The organism is Pseudomonas sp. 1928-m (assembly GCF_029269135.1).
GTDB lineage: Bacteria > Pseudomonadota > Gammaproteobacteria > Pseudomonadales > Pseudomonadaceae > Aquipseudomonas.
Genome location: NZ_JARIXO010000001.1, coordinates 2,070,117 through 2,094,318, shown reverse-complemented (window position 1 = coordinate 2,094,318; position 24,202 = coordinate 2,070,117). Strand labels below are relative to the sequence as shown.

Sequence of the window (24,202 nt, the reverse complement as noted above, 5' to 3'; positions counted from 1 at the left end):
CTCGGCGGCATCCACCAGCCAGGAGTCGATTTCAAAGCCCGCACCAGCACAGCTGCGACCGAGCAACAGACCATGCAACTCGGCAGGGGAAATGGTGTGGCCGCTGTTGGCAAGCAGGGCGGCAAACGCGGAGTACGGCGAATTTGAAGTTGGCATAGCCTTGCTGGGCGATGCCATGGATTTCCAGCCAGGTGGCGTTGATGTTTTCCCACATATCAGCAGTGATCCGCCCGCGCACGGCGTGGGCGTTGCTGCGCGCGGCTTGCAGGCAGCAGTAGATGCTCGCAGGGTTAGTCGCGTCGAGGGCGAAGAAGTGCAGCATGCGCTCGGCGTGCAGCGGACCGTGGCGCTCCAGGTAATCGTCGAGGGTGCCGGTAATCAGCAGCGGCAGGGCGAGCTCTTCCAGGCCATCGCCACGGCCGTCCTGCGGCATCAGCGACAGCGAATAGCTGACTTCAAGCATGCGCGCGAGGTTTTCCGCGCGCTCCAGGTAGCGCGACATCCAGTACAGATCAGAGGCAGTTCTTGAAAGCATGGTTAGTCCTCCACCACCCAGGTGTCTTTGGTGCCGCCACCCTGGGACGAGTTGACCACCAGCGAGCCTTCGCGCAGCGCGACGCGGGTGAGGCCGCCGGGGACGATGCGCGTTTCCTTGCCGGACAACACAAACGGCCGCAGATCGATATGCCGAGGCGCGATGCCGCGCTCAACAAAGGTCGGGCAGGTCGACAGGCACAGGGTCGGTTGGGCGATATAGGCCTCAGGGCGGGCAATCAGCCGGGCGCGGAAGTCTTCGATTTCGGCCTTGGTGGCGGCCGGTCCGACCAGCATGCCGTAGCCGCCGGAGCCCTGGGTTTCCTTGACCACCAGCTGTTCCAGGTTGGCCAGCACGTGGGACAGCTCGGCCGGCTTGCGGCACTGGAAGGTCGGCACGTTTTTCAGGATCGGCTCTTCGCTGAGGTAGAAGCGGATCATGTCGTCGACATAGGGGTAGATCGATTTGTCATCCGCCACCCCGGTGCCGATGGCGTTGGCCAGCACCACGTTGCCACTGCGGTAGCAGGCCAGCAGACCGGGCACGCCGAGCATGGAATCCGGGTTGAAGGCCAGCGGGTCGAGGAAGGCGTCGTCGAGGCGCCGATAAACCACGTCCACCTGCTTGGCCCCGGCGGTGGTGCGCATAAACAGCTTGTCGTCGCGCACGAACAGGTCAGCGCCTTCGACCAGCTCCACGCCCATTTCCCGGGAGAGGAAGGCGTGCTCGAAGTAGGCACTGTTGAAACGCCCCGGCGTCAGCACCACGACGTTGGGGTTATCCAGCGGGCTGGAGGATTTCAGCGTATCGAGCAGCAGATTCGGGTAGTGATCAATCGGCGCCACGCGCTGGGCGGCGAACAGCTCGGGGAACAGCCGCATCATCATCTTGCGGTCTTCAAGCATGTAGCTGACGCCGCTCGGGGTGCGCAGGTTGTCTTCCAGCACGTAGTAGCTGCCGTCACCGTCGCGCACCAGGTCAACCCCGGCGATATGGGCGTAGAGGTCGCGGTGCAGGTTGAGGCCCTGCATGGCGATCTGGTAACCCTCGTTGGCCAGCACCTGCTCGGCGGGCACGATGCCGGCCTTGATGATGCGCTGATCGTGGTAGAGGTCGGCGAGAAACATGTTCAGCGCCTGCACGCGCTGGATACAGCCACGTTCGACGATGCGCCATTCGCTGGCGGGGATGCTGCGCGGGATGATGTCGAAGGGGATCAGCCGCTCGGTGCCCTGATCGTCGCCATACAGGGTGAAAGTGATACCAGCGCGGTGGAACAGCAGGTCGGCTTCCCGGCGGCGCTGGGCCAGCAGTTCATCCGGCGTATCCGCCAACCAGCGGGCAAAGGCTTGATAGTGCGGGCGGACAGCGCCACTCGCGTCGTACATCTCGTCATAAAAGGTGCGGGCCATGCCGTACTCCTTGTCACCCGGACATGGAGACAGCTTTGCAAGGCCCGCGCCATACAATAAAAATGTTTTAAATCAGCAACTTGGCTATTTACGATGCGAGCAACGCACCAAGCCAGGGCGCAATCGTGACCGCTAGGTCGCAGGGCGCGCCATTTTAAGGCGGCCAATCCGTAGGGTGGATAACGCTCTGTTTATCCACCACAGCACCGTAGGATGGATAAAGCGCCATCCACCCTACTCGGGCATCAGAGCCCGGCCAGCTGCAGCCAATGGCGATAGAAGCCTTCGGCCACGCGGTTCAACTCCGCGACCTTGGCGGGCAGTTGGTCGAGCATTTGCGCCCTGCTCTGCTGGCTGGGTTGGCTTTCATCCAGCAGGTGATTCCAGTCACCGAGCCATTGGCGCACCAAGGCTTCGTCCATTTCCGGGTGGCCTTGCAAGGCCAGCAGTTTGTCGCCCCAGGCAAACGCCTGGTTACTGCACCATGGGCTGCTAAGCAAGGGCTGCGCGCCCTCGGGAATGGCAAAGCTGTCGCCGTGCCACTGGAAGACCGGGAACTGTTCAGGCAGGTGCTGCAACCAGGGGCTGGGCGCCGCCTGGTCCAGACGGGTCAGCGGCTGCCAACCGCTTTCGGTGTAGGGCATGCGGCTGATTTGCGCGCCCAGCGCCTTGGCCAGTAGCTGGCCGCCCAGGCAGTGGCCGATCAGCGGAATATCGCGGCGAATAAAATGCTGCAGCGCGGCCACTTCGGTCTGTAGCCAGGGCAGCGGATCGTTGACGCTCATCGGCCCGCCCATGATGGCCACAGCCTTGGGTCGGTCTAGATCAATGCCGTCCAACTCGCCCAGATCAGCGCGCAGCACGGTAAATGAGTGGCCAGCCTGCTCCAGCACCTTGCCCAGGTGGGCCGGCGGGCAGTAATCGATATGGGTAAAAATCAGGATGTCGGTCATGCGCCAAGTCTGAAGCAAAGCGCAGGCTGGGGTCGAGGGGCGATTGGCTGGGCGCGCGTCGGCGAGGTAGAAATGACACGGGCCAGCTTATGGCTGGCCCGTGTTTGGATTGCAGAACCTGTTTACGATCTCGCGAGCTAGAGCCATGCAAGGCAAAAGCAGGCGAGGAAGCGGAGTTTACGGTTGTAAATGAGCATTCCGAGCCTGTTTTTAACGCAGCAGGGCCGACGCGCAGCAGACCGTAAGCAGGTTCTCAGGGCTGCCTTACCTCCTGGGTTACGCCCCACCCATCCAGTTTGCCGCCAAGCGGCGCCACGACCGACTCCAGGTCATGCTCGAAGTCGTCGATGCCGTGGTATGTCGCGAACATTACTTTACTGACTTGCAGGTGCCAGACACCGTCATCACGCTCGGTCACCAGGGCGTGTAAAGATTCACCTCGAAATTTGCGGGTGGCCATACGGGCCCGCTCCTCATCCGGGAATAAGGCGTAGAACTCGATGGGATGGAAGCTGGCAAAGTCGAAGCCACCCTCCTTCATCCGCCGTAAAACCCCGTTACTGACATCATCGTGCAAGGCTGTGCTCATGAAGTGACCTCCTCAGGCGATGGACAAATTTACAGGACGCTAAAGAACCAACTGTGAGTCGATACTGCAGTGCAACGACCTGGTAAACGCTTTCCCATTGCGACCGCCAGAGCATCAGCGGTGTTGCGGCACCGATTGCAGTGCCGCCCGAGAATCAAGCGATGTGCTGCCTGATATGTCATAAGCCAGACCTGAAACCAGGGCTGGTCAACGCAGGCTTGTTCAGAGCGAACAAGTCAGAAGCGTCAGTTGCAGACTAGTCCCATCGCGCGGCGTTTGCCCAGCAAAAGTTGTTTCAGAAACACATCCAGCCCCTCAGTCGCGCCCTAGCCAGGCCATGATGCGCCGGGTCAGCCAGGCTGGCGTCAGTTGGCCGGACCAGTACAGCAGCTTAAATTGCAGGCTGACCGGCCGGTGTACCGCCCTGCTGCGGCTTTGCGCCCAGGCGGCCTGGGCCACGGCTTCGGCCTCAAGGTTAACCCCCAAGCGCTTTAGCACCGGGGCCTGGAAGCGTTGGTTGTTAAGCATCGGCGTACTGACAAACGGTGGCATCAGGTCGCCGACGCGGATGCCGTGCTTGGCCCATTCCAGATCCAGCGCCTCGGTCAGCCCGCGTACAGCGAACTTGGAAGCCGAGTAGCTGGCCAGATGCGGCACACCATAAACACCCGAAGCCGAGCCCATATTGATCACCTGGGCGTCGGGCGTGGCTTGTAGATAGGGAAAGGCCGCATGAGTCATATTCAGCAGGCCCTGCACGTTGATTTGCAGAATGCGCGCATGCTCGCTCAGTTCGATTTCCTCGAAGTGCCCGCACTGCAAAATCCCCGCACTGTTGAACAGCAGGCGCAATTGGCCGCCATGCAAGGCGCAGAAATCCGCCAGGGCGACCTTCACCGCCGCCGGGTCGCTTACATCCAACTCGGCATGCCAGACATTACCCAGCTCACCGGCCAGCTTGGCCAGAGCCTGGTGGTTGATATCCAGCAAACCGACCTGCCAACCATGCTGATGAAACAGCCTGGCAGTGGCCGCACCGATCCCCGAGGCGGCGCCGGTAATCAGAATATTGTTCACTCAGCAGCCCCGCTCACGCAGAAAGCTCACCACTTCAGCCAGGGCAAAATCGGCGGCCTTGAGCATGCCGGCATACGCCTGGAACACATGCCACAAATCCGGATACCGCTGCAGGCGCACATCCACACCGGCAGCCTTGGCCTTGTCGGCAAAGCGCAGGCTGTCATTGAGCAGAATTTCGTCTTCGCCCACCTGAATCAGCACAGGGGCCAGGCCCTGCAAGTCGGCAAACTGTGGCGACAAACCTGGATCGTCATGTGCCAATCCAGCCGGGCAATACAGCGCCAGCGCCTGCTCCACCCATTTGCGGTGGATCAACGGATCACCGGCGGGCGGCTCGTGCAGCTGCGTGCCGGTAAAGTCGGTGACCGGGGAGAAGCACACCAACGCCGCCGGTTGCGCCAAACCCAGGTCACGCAAGCGCAAACTGGTGATCAGGCTCAGGTTGCCGCCAGCCGAATCGCCGCCAATCACGATCTGCTCGGGCTTGTAACCTAGATTGATCAACTCCTGAAACGCTGCCAACGCATCCTCGCGGGCCGCCGGGTATTGATGCTCCGGCGCCAGCCGGTAGTCCAGCGCACACACATCCATATGCCCGCGTTTGGCCAGGTTGGAGCAGATCGCCCGGTGAGTGTTCGGCCCACCGATCAGGTAAGCGCCGCCATGCAGGTAGAGCAACACCGTGCCGCGTGGACTCTGCGGGCGATGCCACTCACACGGCCGGCCGCCCAAGGTGCCAGCGCTACGGGCAATGCCACGCGGTGCCGGGCTGGCTGCGGTCAGCAGGCGCAGCACCGCACGCTGCCCAGCAATCGGCATCGGTGGGCGCACCAGGCCACGGAACAGCAGGCGCAGGCTGGTACGCAAGACGCTGCGTAGCAGCGCCTGGTCGGCCGCTGGAGCAGTGAATTCAACGGGTGCATTCATAGTCATCGGGCTCCGGTGCGCGGGTCTGCTGGCGGTAAGTGAAGGTATAGCCCGGCCAGTTATTGGTGCTTTTGCCGGAGGCGGTTTTGTACCAGCTTGAGCAGCCCTGCTCCCATATCGTTCGATGTGAGCTGGCTTGCACCTGCTGGTTGTAGCGCTGTTGCACCGCAGCTTTTACGTCGAGGTAGCGTACGCCCTGCTGGCGCAGCAAATCGATGCAGCCGAGCACATAACGGAACTGGCTTTCGAGCATATAAATGATCGAGTTATGCCCCAGGTTGGTGTTCGGCCCGTAAAGGATAAACAGGTTGGGAAAACCGCTGACGCTGATGCCCTTGTAGGCTTCGGCGCCGTCGCGCCAGGCCTGGTTCAGCTCCAGCCCGCCGAGACCGCGAATCTGCATCGGCGCAAGAAAATCCGTGGCAGCAAAGCCGGTGCCGTAAATCAGCACATCGCACGGGTGTTCACGGCCATCGGCGGTGATGATCGCCGTTGCGCTGACGCGGCTGATCGCCTCGCTGATCACCGTCACATTGGCCTGCGCCAGGGCCGGCAGGTAGTCATTGCTGATCAGGATGCGCTTGCAGCCCATGGGGTAATTCGGCTGCAACTGGGTGCGCAGCTGCGGATCACTGATGTGCTGCGTGAGATGACGCTCGAAGCTGAAGCGAAACAGCTTCATCAGCCACGGCATGCTGATAAACGCCAGGCCGCGCACCTCGTGTTGCAGGTACTTGAGGCCACGATCAATGCGCTGCAGCCAGGGCAGCCGGCGCATCACCGCCAGCTCCCACGGCCAATAGGCGCGATCTGGCTTGGCCAACACATAGGCCGGCGAGCGCTGGAACAGCTGCAGCTGCGCCACCTTGGGCTGAATCTGCGGGACAAACTGAATCGCCGAGGCGCCGGTGCCGATCACCGCCACGCGCTTGCCGGAAAGATTCAGATCATGCCGCCAGCGCGCCGAGTGAAAGGCCTCGCCAGCGAACTGCTCGATCCCCGGCAATACCGGATAGGCCGGTTGGTTGAGCTGACCGCAGGCGCTGATCAGCACCTCGGCGCAGAGTTCTTCGCCATTGCTCAGGGTCACCCGCCACAGCGCTGCCCCCGCATCGAATGCGGCCGAGGCCACCTCGGCATTGCAGCGAATACGCGGCCGCAGCTGGTACTTGGCCACGCAATGCAGCATGTAAGCGTGGATTTCCGCCTGGGGCGCGAACTTGCGGCTCCAGTCGCTTTTCGGCTCGAAGGAAAACGAATACAGGTGCGACGGCACATCACAGGCCGCCCCCGGGTAGCTGTTGTCACGCCAGGTGCCGCCGATATCGGCGGCCTTCTCCAGGATCAAAAAATCCTCGATACCGGCCTTCTGTAACTGAATGGCCATGCCCAAGCCGCCAAAGCCGCTGCCGATAATCAGCACGCGCAACGGGGCCTGGTTCTGGGAAGTGTTGTGCATTGTTCTATCCCCAACCGCAAACAGTGCGGATGCGAGGATGCTACTTGCCTGGCCCCTGGCCGGTTATGGCATAGTCGGCCAATCGATTGTGACTTTCGGACAGCCCACCTGAGCACGGAGGCTAAGGCTCTAGCAGTAAAGGTAAATGTCCGAGTAACCGGAGCACCCACAGTGTTCGAGCCAGTAATGGCAAAGTACGCCGATCAACACTCGGTGGACGTGGATGTGTCCGCAGCGACTACCAGAACTTCCACCAGCGTTTGGGCCGCGTCATGCGATTGCCGGTATAGGCTTTCTGCGAAAACTTGGGAAACTCGCCAAAAACTTCGGGTAGCCGGTAGTTGTTCAGGCTATAGCCATTTTCCAGCGCCTCCTGATAATAACGCTCGAAGAGGCTCTGCAGATCCTTGCGCGGATGCGCCATGACCTGACCATCGAACCAGTGCTTTCGCCCTTCCCCGGCCAGACGCGGAACCGAGAGATAGTGTGAGAACTGGGTGCCCATATCCGAGTAGTGAAGAATCTTAATCTGCTCGATCGGGCTGTTCTCACCGTCGATGTTGTTGTACTGGGTGTCGAATGGCTGTATCACCCCAGTGTTGACCTTATAGTACTTCTTGAGTTGCTGATGCATCTCCGGCCGACTCTTGATCTCCTCAATCGCGGGCAGGTGCTTTTCAGCCGCGGCGCAGTCCCACATCGACACGCAGAACCGCCAGGATTCCTGCCCACCCTTGGCCATGACTACCTTGCCGGACTCAAATGGTAGCTGCCAGAGTTCGGCTAGGTCGCACAGGACGATAACATCCGTGTCCATATAAATGGCCTTCCCCTGATAGTCGCAGTAGGCCGGAATGCCCCAGCGAAAGCCCGAGAACGGCGTGGTCCAGGCTTCGGTGCGCCAGCCCTGCTGCTGTTCTGGACTGGAATGCCAGAAGCTCTGCGGGTCGCGGGAAAGCTGCATCCAGTGGATCTCGACCGGCATGGAACATTGTTTGCGGATGCTGTAGTCCAGCACCATCATTTGCTCCAAATCGCAATCGTTGGGGTCGCAGCCAACGAATACCTTGATTACTTCCTGCATCCTCCTGGGCTCCTATATCCCTACCTAACTTCGTTAAAATCTGACGTGCGTCATCCCTTAAAGCCGAACGCAAATTTCGGCGTACGCTAATGCTTTGCTACTGGCAGATCAAGCGCGTAGCTGCTGCATGGATTGATAGCCGCCTGGATCACCTTCGCGCAATTGCAAAGAGCTGTGGCATAGTCGACGCCTCTATTGTGGCTTTCGGACAAGCTCATGTCAGTCGTCTTTTCCCGGCCGCCACGGCGCAGCATCACCAGTATGCAACTGCTCACTCAACTGGGCATCGACCACGGCCTGAGTGTTGAACGCTGCCTGCACAACACCGGCCTCAGCCCCCTGCAGTTGGCCGAGTTGCACAGTGAAATCGAAGGGGCGCAGGAGCTGCAGCTGATCCGCAACCTGATCGACGCCCTGCCCGCACAGTACGATCTGGGCCTGCAGGCTGGCCTGCGTTATCAGCTGACCACCTACGGCATCTGGGGTTACGCCTTGCTCAGCAGCCAGTCGTTCCGCCAGGCCGCCGACCTTGGCCTGCGCTACCTGGACCTGACCTTTGCCTTCAACCGCATCACCTTGCGTGAAGACGCTACAGAGGCACACCTGGAGCTGGACGGCAGCCATTTGCCGGACCAGCTGCGCGATTTTCTCCTGCTGCGCGACGCCGTGGCGGTGATGGTGATTCAGCGCGAACTGACCGGCGCCAAGGTGCCGCTGAGCCGGGTGCAACTGAGCATGCCAGCGCCCGCCGATCCGACGCGTTTTATAGAACAGTTCGGCCTGCTGCCGGAATTCGCCTGCGCGCAGAACCGCATCAGTTTTTCCCGTCATCTGCTCGACCTGCCCCTGCCCCGCGCCAACCCACACAACGCACAACTCTGTGAGCTGCAATGCCAGGCCCTGCTGGCTAAACGCCAAGTGCGCAGCGGCCTGGCTGGGCAGATTCGTGATCGTTTACTCAGCACACCTGGCCGGCTGCCGGATATGGAGCTGATTGCTAGTGAGCTGAATCTCAGCAGCCGCACCTTGCGTCGTCGCCTGGAAGATCAGGGCAGCAGCTTTCGCCAGTTGCAGGAGGAAGTGCGTCAGACCCTGGCCGAAGAACTGCTGGCCATCGCCAGCCTGAGCCAGGAGGAGATTGCCGAGCGCCTGGGCTACAGCGAGGTGTCGAACTTTCTGCATGCCTTCAAACGCTGGAAAGGCCTCACGCCAGGGCAATATCGACAAACACTGGCCTGAAAACGCGACTGACAAGTCGTCGGCACAGATGGCACTTTGCTATTTCATCCGTCAAATTGGCAGTTTCCACCCTCAAGCCGGCAGGCATTTGCGCCGATACTGCTGAACAACCAACTGACTGGAGTTTTCATGCGACAGGGTTTCCTTGGGCAGTTCCTGCCACATGATTTGACCGACCAGGCCAGCATCCTGTTGGCCCGCACCCTGGCCTTCAGCGCCTTGTGCAGCGTGGTGATCGGCCTGTACAGCTGCATCAAATGGGGGCGCATGGGCAACGATGCGCTGATGTATGGCTCGTTGCTGCTGGTACTGGGCATGCCACTGATGCTGCTGGTGTTGCGCAGCGCCGTGCTGCCGCTGGCCGTGGCGGCGAATATGGCCCTGGCCTGCATGGCCAGTTACTCGATGCTGCTGATCTACCAACTGGGCGGCCTGCATTCGGCGCATATCTACTGGCCAGCGGTAATCATTGTCTTCGCCTACCTGCTGGCCGGCGCACGCAGCGCCATGGTCTGGAGCCTGGTGCAGGTGCTGTTCGTGTTCTGGCTGATCCGCCTGGAGCGCAGCGGCGCGAGCCTGCCGGTATTCGAGCTGAGCCCGCGCGATGCGGCGGTGAACACCTATTCCGGGTTTATCCTGCCGGTGCTGACCGTATGGCTGGCGCAGTGGTACAGCGCACAGCTGCGCAACCAGGCGCTAGCCGATGCCGAGCTGGCGCTTAGCGAGTCCCGCGAGTTCGGCCAGCGCGCTGCACGTAATCAGGAACAACTTGGCGGCATCGTCGATGAAGTACGCAGCACCGCCAGCGACCTGCTGCAGATGGCAGGCCAGCTGCAACAGACCCTCGGCGGCATTCGCCAGCGTTGCCAGAGCATCGACACCGATGTGCAACAGCAGGCCGATGCCATGCATCAACTGGATCTGGCCCTGCATGAAGTGCTGGACAGCCTCGCCTCCAGCACCGACCACATGCAGCAGCTCAGCCAGGACACCCAGCACAGCAGCAGTCAGGTCAATGCCTGCGCCCAACGTATGGAGGATGCCCAGGCCAGCATGCAGGCGATTCAGCAGAGCAACCAGCGCATCGCCGAATCCATGCAGATGATCAGCGCCATCGCCCAGCAGACCAACCTGCTGGCGCTAAACGCTGCCATCGAAGCAGCCCGCGCCGGCGATCATGGCCGCGGCTTTGCCGTGGTTGCCGATGAGGTACGCAACCTCTCGCGGCGCAGCAACGAAACCGCCGATACGGTGCAGAACGTACTGGGCCAGTCGCAGCAAATCATCGACACTGGCGCGGCCCAGGTCAGCGATGTTGGCACTGCGCTAAGCAGCAATGCCGGGCTGACCGACAACCTGTCTAGCTCGATCCTGCAGCACAGCCAGGCGCTTACCCACGCGCACCAGCAACTGCTGCATGTGCGCGACAACAGCGCCGCGCAGCGTGACGCCAGCCAACGCCAACGCGCCGCCAGCGCCGAACTGCTGGATGCCCAGGAGTCACTGGTGCAGCTGGGTCAGCAGCTGGAGCAGTTATCGCATCAATTACATCAGCGAGTGGCCAGCGCTTAGCTATTCAGCGCCCCTCTCCCACAGCTGGGAGGGGGTAAAAGCCTCAACCACTGCAGTTTGAAAGTCAGTTCTGCGCTGACAGCCAGCCAAACGACGGTTATTGTTCGGCCATGAGCCAATCACCCCACACCCTGCTTCTGAGCTATCAACCGCCCTGGCAGTGGCAACAATTCCATGCCCACTTTGCCCTACGCGCCCTGGCTGGGGTGGAAAGCCTGCAGCCGCACAGTTACGCACGCAGCGTGCACCTCGCTGGCCAACGTGGCTGGTTCCGCGTGCAAGCGCTGGATAATCAGCACGCGCTGCAGCTGCACTACAGCGAATCGCTGCAGCCCTGTTTGGCGACACTTACCGCGCGGGTGCGCAAGATGTTCGATCTGGACTGCCAGCCGCTGCAGATCAGCACGCATTTTGCCAACGATGCGCAGCTCGGGCCGCTGGTTGCGCGTAACCCTGGCTTGCGCCTGCCGACAGCCTTCGAGCCGTTCGAGCAGGCGGTGCGCGCCATTGTTGGCCAGCAGGTCACGGTCAAGGCGGCAGTGACCATCACCGGCCGCCTGGTTACGCGCCTGGGTGAGGCGCTGCAATTTGCCGATGCGCCAGAGATTCAACGACTGTTCCCTACGCCCGCAGCCATTGCCGAAGCCAATCTGGACGGCATCGGCATGCCCGGCAAGCGCGTGCAGACCTTGCAGCACTTCGCCACGCAGGTGGCCAACGGCGACCTGCGCTTGGATCTGCAGGCCGGCTATACGGCCTTTGTCGAGCAGCTGTGCGCCCTACCCGGCATCGGCCCGTGGACCGCGGAATATATTGCGCTGCGCGCCTTTGGCGAGGTCGATGCCTTTCCCGCCAGCGACCTGGGCCTGCTCAAAGCGCCGGTGTGGGGTGCGGATGGCATCGACGCCAAACAACTCAAGGCCCGTGCCGAAGCCTGGCGACCCTGGCGCGCCTATGCCGCCGCACACTTGTGGCACAACTACTCGGAGGGTTGAGGCGATGTTCTACCGCTATCACGACAGCCCAATCGGCCGCCTGCTGTTGGCCGCTGACGCAACCGGCTTGCAGCAATTGCTGATGGATATCGACGGCAAGCCCTGGCATATCGGCGAACACTGGCGCCGCGCCGCCGATGAACTGGATGAAGTGTGCCGACAGCTGGATGAGTATTTTGCCGGGCGGCGGCAGCGCTTCGAGCTGCCTCTGGCACCGCAGGGCACGGCGTTTCAGCAGGCCGTGTGGCAGGCGCTGCAGACCATTCCGTTTGGCAAGACCAGTTGCTACAGCGCCCTCGCCGCCGAGATCGCACGGCCCAAGGCGGTGCGCGCGGTCGGCGCAGCCAATGGCGCCAATCCGATTGCCATCATCATTCCCTGCCACCGGGTAATTGGCCGTGACGGCAGCCTTACCGGTTATGCCGGCGGTCTGCCACGCAAGGCGCTGTTGCTCAAACTGGAAGGGGCGCAGCTACCGGAGCAGCGCTTGCTGAGTATTTAACCGACGCCGCGACTCAGGGCTTAACGCGCGCCAGCACACGTGCCGGAGCCTCTAGCGGTAACGCCAGAATCAACCCTTCGCCAGACGCCGGGTAGATACCGGTCAGCGCGGTGATATTGACCTGATGGGAGACCAGCACCAACGACGCGCCACGGGCTTGCGTATTGACCTGTTCGATCAGCGCGGTGGTCTGCTCGCGGGCGGTGTTGGGTGTTTGAAAGAAGGAGTCCAGGGCTGGCAGCGCTTCGACTGCGCCCAAGCCCATTTCGCGGGCCGTGTCCTGAGCGCGGCACCAGCGGCTGCTGAGCAGGCGCGGCTCGATCCACTGACTACGCAACAACTGTCCCCAGCGCTGCGCCTGCTCACGACCAAGCTGATTGAGGTTGCGTTGCGTGCGGCAATCACTTAGCTGGAAATTCGCCGGATCACCCGTGCCGGGCGCTGTGGCATGGCGCAACAGCAGCACGGCGCGGCCTTCACGCAACGCGGTCCAGGCTTGCTTATCGCTAGCTTGAACCGCGCCGCTCAGCAGATACAGCGCCAACAGCCACGCGCCGTATTGCCAACGCCGGTAGTTTTTCAACGGCCTGCTAGAACTTGACCGTGCCACGCGGGCCCATCAATGCCCAGATAATCAGGCCGATCACCGGCAGCAAGACGATCAGCAAGATCCACAGCACCTTGATGCCCGTTTCGGCATTGCTTTTGATGACGCTGAGAATCGCCCAGATATCCAGCGCCAGAATGACCAGCCCCAGCAAACCGTTGAATGTTGAACCCATAATTTGACGCTCCTATGCGAAGGTTTCGCCTTCGTAGGATAGCCGCTCGCTACAAGAGTTCAGCAGTTTGCTTGTTCAGCAGTCATCCAGCCCGGCAAACGCGGCGGCAAAATCACCCGCCACTGGCACAAAACCCGGCACCTGCGGGCTATCGAACAGACGCAATACGGCAAAACGCGGATGCTCACCGCCATCGAACCAATGCGCCGTGCCGGCCGGCACCAGCAGCAGGTCGCCCTTCTCGCATAGCAAGCTGTAGACGTACTCGCCAATATGCAGCGCCAGCTGGCCACGCCCGGCCAGGTAGTAATGCAGATGGGCCGGCTGACAGCTTTGCTCCGCGCGCAGGCTACGAGCCAGCTCACTGCCCTCACCACGCTCATCACACAGGCTCAGGACCTCGGCACTGGTGTAGCCATGCGCGGTCATCAGTTGGTCGATCTGCACACGACTGGCCGCCAGCAGCTCATCACTGGCGCCACCTGCGGTAACTGGCTGCGCTACCTGCACCTGACTGAACTGCACACCGACGGCGGCCAGGGTGCTGGCGATGTCTTCGAGGTGAGTCAGCAGCTTGTTCGGGTACTCGGGCGAGAACTGGTGGTAGACGGTCAGGCTGCTCATGGTCAGGGCTCTCGTACGGTTTTAATTCAGGTGTTCAATTCGGCAAATAAAAGCTAGGGCCGCTCATCACGCATATAGCACGCGGTAATCAGCGCAGCCGCCAGGGCAATCAGGCTGGCGATGGCAAAGGTCCAGGCGGCGCCGAGGCTGTGCCAGCTGTAACCGGAATACAGCGCGCCCAGTGCCCCGCCCACTCCCGCCAACGCGGCATACAAGGCCTGGCCTTGCCCCTGCTGGCGGTCGGCAAAGCTGCGCTGAACAAAATGCATGGCCGCTGCATGGAAACTGCCAAAGGTTGCGGCATGCATCAACTGGGCAAACAGCAGCACCGGCAGATGCCCAGCCAGGTTACCCAGCAACAGCCAGCGCACGGCGGTAATCAGAAAACTCGCCAGCAGCACGGTACGCAGGGAGTAGCGCGCCAGCAACCGGGCCATAACCATAAACAGCACGATCTCGGCCAGTACGCCCAGCGCCCATAGCTGCCCGATCACCCCGCGCGAATAGCCGAGTGCTTCCAGGTGCAAACTGAGAAAGGTGTAGTACGGGCCGTTGCTCAACTGCATCAACCCGGCGCTTAAGTAAAAGGCGAGAATCCCCGGCCGTCGCAACTGTTGCAGAAAGCCGCCCTGTTCCAGGGTATTCGGGCGCATCTGCGGCTGGGCATTGGGCACCCACCAGCTGCTCAGCACGATGCCGCTCATGATCAGGATCAGCGCCCAGGGATAGGCGTCCAGGCTGAGCACCTCGAACAGCTTGCCCAGCCCCACCACCGCGACGATAAAGCCGATGCTGCCCCACAGGCGAATCTGGCTATAGCGCGCCGCCTGTTCCTTGAGATGGGCAAAGGTGATGACTTCAAACTGCGGCAGCACCGCATGCCAGAAGAACGCATGCAGCGCCATGATCAGCGCCAGCCAGGCATAGCTCTGGCTGATAAAGATGCCGGCAAAGCACAGCAGCGTGCAGATCGCACCAAAGCGCACGATGGCCAGCCGGCGCCCGCTGTAGTCACCCAGCCAACCCCAGATGTTCGGCGCGATGCAGCGCATCAGCATGGGAATGGCGATCAGCTCGCCGATCCGCGCGGCAGAAAACCCCAGGTGGTCGAAATACAGCGCGAGAAACGGCGCGGTGGCGCCGAGAAGCGAGAAATAGAAAAAGTAGAAACCGGACAAGCGCCAGTAAGGCAATGCCGGGCTCATGCTGGGCATAAACCCGGCAGCGTGCTGCGGGACGCGCTTGGCCGCGCAGCAGCGCTGATCACAGCTGCGGCAGCACCGGCGTGCTGACCCGTACATCGGCATTCTGCGCGCGGTGGCGCAGCAGGTGGTCCATCAGCACGATGGCCATCATCGCTTCAGCGATTGGTGTAGCGCGGATACCCACGCACGGGTCGTGACGGCCCTTGGTGATGATATCCACCGGGTTGCCGTGAATATCAATCGAGCGCCCCGGCGTGGTGATGCTAGAGGTCGGCTTGAGCGCCAGGTGGGCCACAATCGGCTGGCCACTGGAGATACCGCCGAGGATGCCGCCGGCGTTATTGGAGAGGAAACCTTCAGGGGTCATCTCGTCACGGTGCTCGGTGCCGCGCTGCGCCACGCTGTCAAACCCCGCGCCGATTTCCACGCCCTTGACCGCGTTGATGCTCATCAGCGCGTGTGCCAGTTCGGCGTCCAAACGGTCGAAAATCGGCTCGCCCAGGCCTGGCATCACGCCTTCGGCAACCACGGTGATCTTCGCCCCGACCGAATCCTGATCACGGCGCAGCTGGTCCATATAGGCTTCCAGCTCCGGCACCTTGTCCGGATCGGGGCTGAAGAAGGCATTCTGCTCGACCGATTCCCAGCTCTTGAACGGGATTTCAATCGGCCCAAGCTGGCTCATATAGCCGCGAATCACGATGCCCTGGGTGGCCAGGTACTTCTTGGCGATGGCGCCAGCGGCCACACGCATAGCGGTTTCGCGCGCCGAGCTGCGGCCACCACCACGGTAGTCACGCACGCCGTATTTATGGTGATAGGTGTAATCGGCGTGGGCTGGGCGGAAGGAATCCTTGATCGCCGAGTAGTCCTTGGACTTCTGGTCGGTGTTGCGGATCAGCAGGCCAATCGAGCAACCGGTGGTCTTGCCCTCGAACACCCCGGCGAGGATTTCTACCTCATCGTCTTCCTGGCGCTGCGTGGTATGACGGCTGGTACCGGGTTTGCGCCGATCAAGATCACGCTGCAGGTCTTCCAGGCTAATCTCCAACCCCGGCGGGCAGCCATCGACAATGGCGACCAACGCCGGGCCATGGCTTTCGCCAGCGGTGGTGACAGTGAACAGCTTGCCGTAGGTATTGCCGGACATGTGCAAAACGCTCCGCGAAAATCAGCTCCGAGGCTACGCCAGCCGGCGCAAAACCCCACTTGAGTAAAGGCGGCGAGTATACCCGCGGCGTCCGTACAGATCATCCTCGAACCTTCAGGGCGGATAAACGTCCAATCGACTCACCCCTGGCAGTCCCTATCCATGACCCGAGTTCTTCTGTTGCCCCTTCTTCTCTGTAGCGCCCTGTTGCAAGCCGCCCCCGGCGTCGCACAGAGCAGCACCGCACACAGCAGCGTGCAGCAACCCATGCGCTTGCAGACAGGCCAGGGCACCCTGCATGGCACGCTGCTCAAGCCCAGCACCACCACGCCAGTAGCCGTGGCGCTGCTGATTGCCGGCTCCGGCCCCACCGACCGTGACGGCAACAACCCCGAAGGCGGCCAGAGCGACAGCCTCAAGCGCCTGGCGCAGAGCCTGGCCAAACAGGGCATCGCCAGCCTGCGTTACGACAAGCGCGGGGTAGCCGCCAGCCGCGCCGCCACACCGGATGAACGCGACCTCAGTGTCGAGGGTTATGTCAGCGATGCCGTGGCCTGGGCGCAGCTGCTCAGGGCTGATCCGGCATTTGACCGGCTAATACTGATCGGCCACAGCGAAGGCGCGCTGATTGCCAGCCTGGCTGCCGAACCGGCCCAGGCCGATGCCCTGGTGGCGATTGCCGGCAGCTCACGGCCGATTGATCAGCTGCTGCGCGAGCAACTGGCCGCGCGCCTGCCGCCGCATCTGTTGGCGCAGAGCAATCAAATACTCGACCGCCTGCTGGCGGGGCAATTCAGCCCCAAGGTACCCAAAGAGTTGCAGGTGCTGTTTCGCCCCAGCGTGCAGCCCTATCTGATCTCGCTGCTGCGGCAGAACCCAGGCGAGGCCTTTGCCCGCTTGCAGATCCCGGCGCTGATCGTGCAAGGCAGCCATGACATCCAGGTCAGCGTCGCCGATGCCCAGGCGCTGCAGGCGGCCAAGCCGGATGCCGAGTTGCTGATCATCCCCGGGATGAACCATCTGCTGCGCATCAGCGCGCTGGATTTACCGGCGCAACTGGCCAGCTACGACAATCCTCGGCTACCGTTGGCACAGGGGCTAGGCGAGCAGATCGCCCAGTTCATCCAGCGCAGCGGCAAAAAGCCAGCCTCCAGTTAGCCGAGCGGCGGCCGATAAGCGCATCAGGCGACACCTGAAGATGTCGCGCACAGGATCGCCGCGAATGACCGACAGCCCAGAGCCACAAACCGATACCGACGCCGCCCCGCAGGAGGTTGTCGAGCAGGCCCATCCCTGGGCTGAACTTGCGCCCGAACACTTTCGCTTATTGCGCCTGGCCGCCCTGCCCACCGACCGCCATACCGGCGCACGGCCCTTGCGTTTTATCCAATTCGGCCGCGTCGAGCGCCTGGGCAAGCAGCACAGCCTGCTGCGTCTGACCTTGCAGCTACCCGGTCAGCGCGTGCGCAAGGAACAAAATATTCTCGAAGTCTGGGCCGATCACGAGCAGCGCCTGCTCAGTTTCGGCCCCGACAGCGCGCTGCAGGTGCAGCCGGAAAACCGTGGCCTGGGGCGCTTTATGCTGGCCCAGGGGATTAGCTGGGCACGCCAGCACTTCGCCCACTATCAAGTGGCCAATACCACACTGCCCAGCAAGGACGCCTTCAGTGAAGAGGCCCGCGCCCGCCGCGACCACTGCCTGCAAGCCCAGGGCTTTGTCGTCGAATACCTCGACCCACTGAAGATCAAGGCCCAGTGCGGCGCGCCCCGGGTCAGCTCGCTGCATGGTGACTGGCATACGGAGAAGGTGCAGATCGTCGAATTGCTGGATGCTGCCAGCATGCTGCAACAGGCCGATCAAAGCCTGCGCGAGCTGGAAGTGAAGGTGCGCAAGCTGGAAGAACGTATCGAAGTGTTCAAACGCGAAGACGGCGGCTTGCGCTTTACCATCACCTGTCTGGTGGCCTTCTGCGTGTTTCAGGCGGGGTTGCTGATCTGGATTGCCACGCGCTAGCTAACAGCGCTGGCTTGACGATACTGCCCTGGCGCCACGCCATAAGCCTGCTTGAACTGCCGACTTAGATGGCTCTGGTCGGCAAAACCCAACTGCATCGCCACACTCAGCGGCGCGCAGCCATTTCTTAATAACGCCCGCGCCTGCTCCAAGCGGCGCTGCATCAGCCAGCTGTGCGGCGGCAGGCCGGTAGCGCGGCGAAACACTCGGGCGAAATGAAAGGGCGACAAGCCCACAGCCTGCGCCAGTTGCTCCAGTGATGGCGGCGCCGCCAGCTGGCTGCTGAGCAATTCCTTGGCGCGGCTGACGGCGCGCGGTTCATGCCCCGGCACCAGGCCCTGTGGCAAACGCGCGTGACGCTGAAACAGCAGCAGAATCGCCTCACGCCAGGCGGTTTGCAGCTGCAGCGCTGACGCCTGGCTGTCCAGCAATTGGTGCAGGTTGCCGAATTGGCGATGCAGCTGCGGGTCATGCAGCACGCTCAGGGCGAATGACGGCATGCCCTGCTGACCCAATTCCAGCTCCGCCAATACACCACACACCTGCACGTTGTCCGGGTAGAAGCCGCGGTAGTGCCAGCCCTGGTCATGGGCCTTGGAGCCGGTGTGCAGCTCATCCGGGTTGATCAGCACCATGCTGCCGGCCGGCGCCAGGTGCTCGCTGCCACGGTGGCGAAAGCGCTGGGCACCCTCCTCGATCACCGTGAAAACGAAGCCTTCATGCACATGGGGCGAAAAGCGCTGCTCGATATAGTGCGCGTGCAGCAGCTCAATACCGCCCAGCTCGCGCGCCTGCCAGAATCGTGTCTGTTCGCCACCCGCCTGCGCCATGCCTTAACCGCTGAAACGCGCCTCCAGCTGCTGCTTGATGGTCGGCCAATCATGGTCGGTGATGCTGTACAGCACGCTGTCGTCCAGACGGCCATCGGCCAGGCGGCGGTGATTGCGCAACACACCTTCACGCTGCGCGCCGAGCTTTTCGATGGCGCGTTGCGAGCGCAGGTTGCTGGCCGCAGTTTTCAGCTGCACACGAACCAGCCCCCAGTGCTCGAAAGCATGCTTGAGCATCAGGTACTTGATGGTGCTGTTAAGGCCCGTGCCGTGCTGGCTGCGATCCAGCCAGGTCCAGCCGATCTCCGCCGCCGGCAAGGTATTCATAAAGTCGCCGAAACGGGTGGTGCCCACCAACTGCTCGCCCAGGCGAATGACAAAGGGCAAGGCCCGCCCTTCACGCTGTTCGAGCAAGCCCTGGCGATACCAGTCAAGGCGCTGGCTGCCACTCATATAGATCAACTCCTGGCGATTGGCTTCGGCCAGACTGATCAGGGCGGGAATATCGGCGTCGACCATTGGCTCGATGCGCAATCCACCACGTTGCAGGGTAATCAGTTGCGGCTTGAACATAGGGTCCCTCCTCGGACAGAGTCGCAGGCGCGACACGCTAACAGGGCCGGCAAGTGTGCACAATCCACAACAGCAACATGTTCTACACCAGTGCGACCTTGGTCGTGCCTGACGCACCGTCACTTTGCTGCGAGACTGATCAGCAATCATCTACCGTGGACGCTGATGCGGTAGGCTTTGGGCAGCCGCTGCGCTGCCAGATATGACCCCGGCAGCCCCCTATAGTTTGTTTTCGGAGTTTGCATGACCCTGTCTAGCGGGCTGATCGCCGCGGTTGCGCTGATTTACATGGCCATTCTGTTCGCCATCGCCTTCTACGGCGACCGCCGCGCCGCGCCCATGCCGCCGAAGATCCGCGCTTGGGTGTATAGCCTGTCACTGGCGGTGTACTGCACCAGCTGGACGTTTTTCGGCGCGGTGGGCCAGGCCGCCGAGCAGCTCTGGTCGTTCCTGCCGATTTACCTCGGGCCAATCATCATTCTGGTCTTCGCGCCCTGGGTGCTGCAGAAGATGGTGATGATCAGCAAGCAGGAAAACATCACCTCGATTGCCGACTTTATCGCCGCCCGCTACGGCAAATCCCAGGCCCTCGCGGTGGTGGTAGCGCTGGTTTGCCTGGTCGGCGTATTGCCCTATATCGCCCTACAGCTCAAAGGCATCGTGCTCGGGGTCAATCTGCTCAGCGGTGCCGGCGCAGGCGCCAACGGCACCGGCGCCCAGGACACCGCGCTGATCGTCTCGCTGGTGCTGGCGCTGTTCACAATATTGTTCGGCACGCGCAACCTGGACGTCACCGAACACCACCGCGGCATGGTTCTGGCGATTGCCTTCGAGTCGCTGGTCAAGCTGCTGGCCTTCCTCGCCGTCGGCGCGTTTGTCACCTATGGCTTATACAACGGTTTTGGGGATCTGTTCAGCCAGGCCAAGGCCAGCGCCGAATTGGAAGGTTTCTGGGCAGAAACGGTGAACTGGCCAGCGATGATGACCCAGACGGGCCTGGCGATGATCGCCATCATCGCCCTGCCACGGCAGTTCCATGTGACCGTGGTGGAAAACATCGAGCCCAAGGACCTGCGCCTGGCGCGCTGGGTGTTCCCCGCCTACCTGGTCCTCGCCGCATTGTTTGTGGTGCCCATCGCCCTGGCCGGACAGATGCTGCTGCCGGCTGGTATCACCCCGGACTCCTTCGTGATCAGCCTGCCGCTGGCCGAAGCCCATCCTGCGCTGGCCATGCTGGCCTTTATCGGTGGCGCATCGGCGGCCACCGGCATGGTGATTGTTGCCTCGGTGGCGCTCTCCACCATGATTTCTAACGACATGCTGCTGCCCTGGCTGCTGCGCCGGCAAAACACCGAGCGGCCGTTCGAAGCCTTCCGCCACTGGATGCTCACTGCTCGCCGAGTAAGCATCGTGCTGATCCTGCTGCTGGCCTATGTGTGCTATCGCCTGCTTGGCTCCAACGCCAGCCTGGCGACCATCGGTCAGGTGTCTTTTGCCGCCATCGGCCAGCTGGCTCCAGCGATGTTCGGCGCGCTGGTGTGGAAGCAGGCCAATCGCCAAGGCGTGTTTGCCGGACTGTTCTTCGGTGCGCTGATCTGGTTCTACACCCTGGTCATGCCGCTGGTGGCGCGCGGCTTGGGCTGGCCGGCGGATGCCTTGCCGGGGGTGCAAACCTTGCTGTACGGGCCGATTGGCTTTCAGGTCGACCCGCTGACCCGTGGTGTGGTGCTGTCGCTGGCTGGCAACTTCCTGCTGTTTGCCTGGGTCTCCTACTTCTCGCGCACCCGCGTGGCCGAGCACTGGCAGGCCGGGCGCTTTATCGGCCATGACCTGGGCAACAAACCCAGCAACCGCAGCATGCTCGCGGTGCAGGTCGGCGACCTGCTGCTGCTGGCCAACCGCTTTGTCGGGGAAGACCGTGCGCGACAGAGTTTTATGCGTTTCGCCTACCGCCAGGGCAAGGGCTTCGACCCCAACCAGACCGCCAACAGTGAATGGATCGCCCACACCGAACGCCTGCTGGCCGGTGTGCTCGGCGCCTCATCGACCCGCGCGGTGGTCAAGGCAGCCATCGAAGGCCGCGAGATGCAGGTCGAGGATGTGGTGCGCATCGTCGACGAAGCCTCGGAAGTGCTGCAGTTCAACCGTGCGCTGCTACAAGGTGCCATCGAGAACATCACCCAGGGCATCAGCGTGGTCGACCAGTCGCTGCGCCTGGTGGCCTGGAACCACCGTTATATTGAGCTGTTCAACTACCCCGACGGTCAGGTGTATGTGGGCCGGCCGGTGGCCGAGCTGATTCGCTTCAACGCCGAACGCGGCCTGCTCGGCGGCGGTGATATCGAGGAGCACGTCAGCAAGCGCCTGTACTGGATGCGCCAGGGCACTGCGCACACCTCCGAGCGGCTGTTCCCCAACGGCCGGGTGATCGAGCTGATCGGCAACCCCATGCCCGGCGGCGGTTTTGTTATGAGCTTTACCGACATCACCGAATTCCGCGAAGCCGAGCGTGCACTCAAGGACGCCAACGAAGGCCTGGAACAACGGGTCAGCGAACGTACCCAGGAGCTGTCACAACTGAACCAGGCGCTGACCGAAGCCAAGGGCGTGGCCGAGGCCGCCAACCAGTCGAAAACCCGCTTTCTCACCGCCGTCAGCCATGACCTGATGCAGCCGTTGAATGCCGCGCGGCTGTTTTCCGCCGCCCTGTCCCATCAGGACGACGCCCTGCCCGCCGATGCCCGTGAACTGGTACGCCATTTGGACAGCTCGCTGCGCTCAGCCGAAGACCTGATCAGCGACCTGCTGGATATCTCACGCCTGGAAAACGGCCGCATCACCCCGGACCGCCACGCCTTTGTGCTGAACAACCTGTTCGACACCCTCGGGGCGGAATTCAAGGTGCTGGCCGCCGAACACGGCGTGGACTTCCGCCTGCGCGGTAGCCGCCTGCGGGTCGACAGCGACATCAAATTGCTGCGGCGCATTCTGCAGAACTTCCTGACCAACGCCTTCCGCTACGCCAAAGGCCGCGTGCTGCTCGGCGTGCGCCGCAACGGCCAGCAGCTGCGTTTGGAAGTCTGGGATCGCGGCCCGGGTATTCCCGACGACAAACGCAAGGTGATTTTCGAGGAATTCAAGCGCCTGGACAGCCACCAGACCCGCGCCGAAAAAGGCCTGGGCCTGGGCCTGGCGATTGCCGACGGCCTGTGCCGAGTGCTTGGCCACCAGCTGGAAGTGCGCTCCTGGCCAGGCAAGGGCAGCGTATTCAGCGTCACCATTCCCCTGGCCGTGCATGCCGAGCCGCCCGTGCTGGTCAGCCAGCCCGAGCAGCATGGCGAGGCGCTGGCCGGCATCCAGGTGCTGTGCATCGACAACGAGGACAGCATCCTCGCCGGCATGCACAGCCTGCTATCACGCTGGGGTTGTCAGGTCTGGACGGCGCGCAATCGCCTGGAGTGCGAACACCTGCTGAATGAAAACGTGCGGCCGCAGCTGGCACTGGTGGACTTTCACCTGGATGACGGCGAAACCGGCACCGAACTGATGGTCTGGCTGCGCACGCGCCTGGGCGAGCCGCTACCAGGCGTGGTAATCAGTGCCGACGGCCGCCCCGAGCTGATCGCTCAGGTGCATGCCGCCGGCCTCGACTTCCTGCCCAAGCCGGTCAAGCCGGCCGCTTTGCGCGCCTTGCTGAGCCGGCATCTAGTGCTGCGCTAATCAGCCATTCAGGCGCTGACGAAACAGCGCCTGGTGCTCGCGGCATTGCGCGGCGGCGAGCAGGAATACGCCGTGACCGCCACGCTCGAATTCCAGCCAGGTGAAATCGACTTCCGGGTACAGCGCCTCGACATGCACCTGGCTATTGCCGACTTCGATAATCAGCACGCCCTTTTCAGTCAGATGATCCGCCGCCTCGGCGAGCATGCGCCGCACCAGGTCCAGGCCATCGTCGCCACAGGCCAGGCCCAGCTCAGGCTCGTGCTGGTATTCGGCCGGCATATCGGCGAAATCCTCGGCATCCACGTAAGGCGGGTTGGAGACGATCAGGTCAAAGCGCTGCCCCGGCAGCCCGGCAAAGCCATCACCCTGTACGGTGTACACGCGCTCATCCAGGCCATGGCGCTCGATGTTCTGGTTAGCCACTTCCAGCGCTTCATAGGACAGATCGCCGAGCACCACTTCGGCATCCGGGAACTCGTAGGCGCAGGCAATGCCGATGCAACCCGAGCCGGTGCACAGGTCAAGAATCCGCGCAGGCTCCAGCGCCAGCCAGGGCTCGAAATGCTGCTCGATCAGCTCGGCAATCGGTGAGCGTGGAATCAGCACACGCTCATCGACAATAAACGGCATGCCGCAGAACCAGGCCTCGCCCAACAGATAGGCGGTCGGTACGCGCTCGTCGATACGCCGTGCGAGCAAGGCGTGCAGGTGCGCATGCTCGTCGTCTTCCAGGCGGCAATCGAGGTAGCTGTCGGCAATTTCGTAAGGCAGATGCAGGGCACCGAGCACCAGCTGGCGGGCTTCATCCCAGGCGTTGTCGGTGCCGTGGCCGAAGAACAGCTCCTCGCCATGAAACCGACTGACCGCCCAGCGAATGTAGTCGCGCACCGTGCGCAGGCGGGTTGGGTAGGTATGTGTAGCGTCGGTCACGGCAGCTCTCCGCAGAAAAAGTGC

The 24,202-nt window shown here is 62.2% G+C and carries 22 protein-coding genes and 1 pseudogene; 7 read left to right on the top strand and 16 right to left on the bottom strand.

Annotated elements, in window-relative coordinates; translation table 11 throughout:
- Positions 1-157: 157 nt before the first annotated feature.
- From P3C18_RS09490 to P3C18_RS09455, 8 genes and pseudogenes are all read right to left on the bottom strand, one after another.
- Positions 158-535 (bottom strand): annotated as a pseudogene (locus P3C18_RS09490) (alpha-E domain-containing protein); the annotation flags it as partial.
- 2 nt (positions 536-537) lie between these two features.
- Positions 538-1,947 (bottom strand): circularly permuted type 2 ATP-grasp protein, encoded by a 1,410-nt coding sequence (locus tag P3C18_RS09485; RefSeq protein ID WP_275961548.1) that lies wholly within the window; start codon positions 1,945-1,947, stop codon positions 538-540.
- A gap of 245 nt (positions 1,948-2,192) precedes the next feature.
- A complete protein-coding gene (locus P3C18_RS09480; RefSeq protein ID WP_275961547.1) occupies positions 2,193-2,900 on the bottom strand; it encodes a type 1 glutamine amidotransferase in 708 nt (235 codons plus the stop codon).
- A gap of 253 nt (positions 2,901-3,153) precedes the next feature.
- On the bottom strand, positions 3,154-3,489 hold the full coding sequence (locus tag P3C18_RS09475; protein WP_108490342.1) for a ribonuclease E inhibitor RraB: 336 nt from the start codon (positions 3,487-3,489) through the stop codon (positions 3,154-3,156).
- A 315-nt stretch (positions 3,490-3,804) separates the two neighbouring features.
- Positions 3,805-4,566 (bottom strand): SDR family oxidoreductase, encoded by a 762-nt coding sequence (locus tag P3C18_RS09470; protein WP_275961546.1) that lies wholly within the window; start codon positions 4,564-4,566, stop codon positions 3,805-3,807.
- Positions 4,567-5,496, bottom strand: a complete 930-nt coding sequence (locus tag P3C18_RS09465) for an alpha/beta hydrolase (RefSeq protein WP_275961545.1) — start codon at positions 5,494-5,496, stop codon at positions 4,567-4,569.
- Positions 5,480-6,955, bottom strand: a complete 1,476-nt coding sequence (locus P3C18_RS09460) for an NAD(P)/FAD-dependent oxidoreductase (protein ID WP_275961544.1) — start codon at positions 6,953-6,955, stop codon at positions 5,480-5,482. The genes P3C18_RS09465 and P3C18_RS09460 overlap by 17 nt, the downstream gene beginning before the upstream one ends.
- A 238-nt stretch (positions 6,956-7,193) precedes the next feature.
- On the bottom strand, positions 7,194-8,039 hold the full coding sequence (locus P3C18_RS09455) for a glycosyltransferase (protein ID WP_275961543.1): 846 nt from the start codon (positions 8,037-8,039) through the stop codon (positions 7,194-7,196).
- A gap of 216 nt (positions 8,040-8,255) precedes the next feature.
- Here P3C18_RS09455 and P3C18_RS09450 point away from each other — a divergent pair, with 216 nt between their 5' ends.
- The 4 genes from P3C18_RS09450 (at position 8,256) to P3C18_RS09435 (ending at position 12,347) form a co-directional block, all read left to right on the top strand.
- Positions 8,256-9,278 carry an AraC family transcriptional regulator gene (locus P3C18_RS09450; RefSeq protein ID WP_275961542.1) on the top strand — a complete coding sequence of 341 codons (1,023 nt, stop codon included), beginning with the start codon at positions 8,256-8,258 and terminating at the stop codon, positions 9,276-9,278.
- 129 nt (positions 9,279-9,407) lie between these two features.
- Complete coding sequence (locus P3C18_RS09445; RefSeq protein WP_275961541.1) at positions 9,408-10,850, top strand: methyl-accepting chemotaxis protein; 1,443 nt, start codon at positions 9,408-9,410, stop codon at positions 10,848-10,850.
- 110 nt (positions 10,851-10,960) lie between these two features.
- Positions 10,961-11,845: a DNA-3-methyladenine glycosylase gene (locus P3C18_RS09440; RefSeq protein WP_275961540.1), complete on the top strand. Its 885-nt coding sequence runs from the start codon at positions 10,961-10,963 to the stop codon at positions 11,843-11,845.
- A 4-nt stretch (positions 11,846-11,849) separates the two neighbouring features.
- Positions 11,850-12,347, top strand: coding sequence for a methylated-DNA--[protein]-cysteine S-methyltransferase (locus P3C18_RS09435; RefSeq protein ID WP_275961539.1), 498 nt, complete (start codon positions 11,850-11,852; stop codon positions 12,345-12,347).
- Positions 12,348-12,360: 13 nt separating this feature from the next.
- Here the strand turns inward: P3C18_RS09435 and P3C18_RS09430 are convergent, their stop codons facing one another.
- The 5 genes from P3C18_RS09430 to aroC all read right to left on the bottom strand — a co-directional run bounded on the left by P3C18_RS09430 (position 12,361) and on the right by aroC (position 16,108).
- Positions 12,361-12,894, bottom strand: coding sequence for a histidine phosphatase family protein (locus tag P3C18_RS09430; RefSeq protein WP_275961619.1), 534 nt, complete (start codon positions 12,892-12,894; stop codon positions 12,361-12,363).
- A gap of 43 nt (positions 12,895-12,937) precedes the next feature.
- Complete coding sequence (locus P3C18_RS09425; protein ID WP_275961538.1) at positions 12,938-13,129, bottom strand: PLDc N-terminal domain-containing protein; 192 nt, start codon at positions 13,127-13,129, stop codon at positions 12,938-12,940.
- 75 nt (positions 13,130-13,204) lie between these two features.
- A complete protein-coding gene (locus P3C18_RS09420; RefSeq protein ID WP_275961537.1) occupies positions 13,205-13,753 on the bottom strand; it encodes an acireductone dioxygenase in 549 nt (182 codons plus the stop codon).
- Between the two features lie 53 nt (positions 13,754-13,806).
- Entirely contained in the window at positions 13,807-14,958 is a 1,152-nt protein-coding gene (locus tag P3C18_RS09415; protein WP_275961618.1) for an MFS transporter, read from the bottom strand.
- Between the two features lie 58 nt (positions 14,959-15,016).
- On the bottom strand, positions 15,017-16,108 hold the full coding sequence (gene aroC, locus P3C18_RS09410; protein WP_275961536.1) for a chorismate synthase: 1,092 nt from the start codon (positions 16,106-16,108) through the stop codon (positions 15,017-15,019).
- Between the two features lie 162 nt (positions 16,109-16,270).
- Between aroC and P3C18_RS09405 the strand changes: the two genes are divergently transcribed.
- Positions 16,271-17,266, top strand: a complete 996-nt coding sequence (locus tag P3C18_RS09405; protein WP_275961535.1) for an alpha/beta fold hydrolase — start codon at positions 16,271-16,273, stop codon at positions 17,264-17,266.
- Between the two features lie 64 nt (positions 17,267-17,330).
- A complete protein-coding gene (locus tag P3C18_RS09400; protein ID WP_275961534.1) occupies positions 17,331-18,122 on the top strand; it encodes a hypothetical protein in 792 nt (263 codons plus the stop codon).
- Here P3C18_RS09400 and P3C18_RS09395 read toward each other — a convergent pair.
- Together P3C18_RS09395 and P3C18_RS09390 are read right to left on the bottom strand one after the other, a co-directional pair.
- Positions 18,119-18,952 (bottom strand): AraC family transcriptional regulator, encoded by an 834-nt coding sequence (locus P3C18_RS09395; protein WP_275961533.1) that lies wholly within the window; start codon positions 18,950-18,952, stop codon positions 18,119-18,121. The genes P3C18_RS09400 and P3C18_RS09395 overlap by 4 nt on opposite strands.
- 3 nt (positions 18,953-18,955) lie before the next feature.
- On the bottom strand, positions 18,956-19,525 hold the full coding sequence (locus tag P3C18_RS09390; protein WP_275961532.1) for a GNAT family protein: 570 nt from the start codon (positions 19,523-19,525) through the stop codon (positions 18,956-18,958).
- A 243-nt stretch (positions 19,526-19,768) separates the two neighbouring features.
- Between P3C18_RS09390 and P3C18_RS09385 the strand changes: the two genes are divergently transcribed.
- Complete coding sequence (locus tag P3C18_RS09385) at positions 19,769-23,245, top strand: hybrid sensor histidine kinase/response regulator (RefSeq protein ID WP_275961531.1); 3,477 nt, start codon at positions 19,769-19,771, stop codon at positions 23,243-23,245.
- Here the strand turns inward: P3C18_RS09385 and prmB are convergent, their stop codons facing one another.
- Positions 23,246-24,178, bottom strand: a complete 933-nt coding sequence (gene prmB, locus P3C18_RS09380; RefSeq protein ID WP_275961530.1) for a 50S ribosomal protein L3 N(5)-glutamine methyltransferase — start codon at positions 24,176-24,178, stop codon at positions 23,246-23,248. It lies immediately after the preceding gene.
- Between the last annotated feature and the right edge of the window lie 24 nt (positions 24,179-24,202).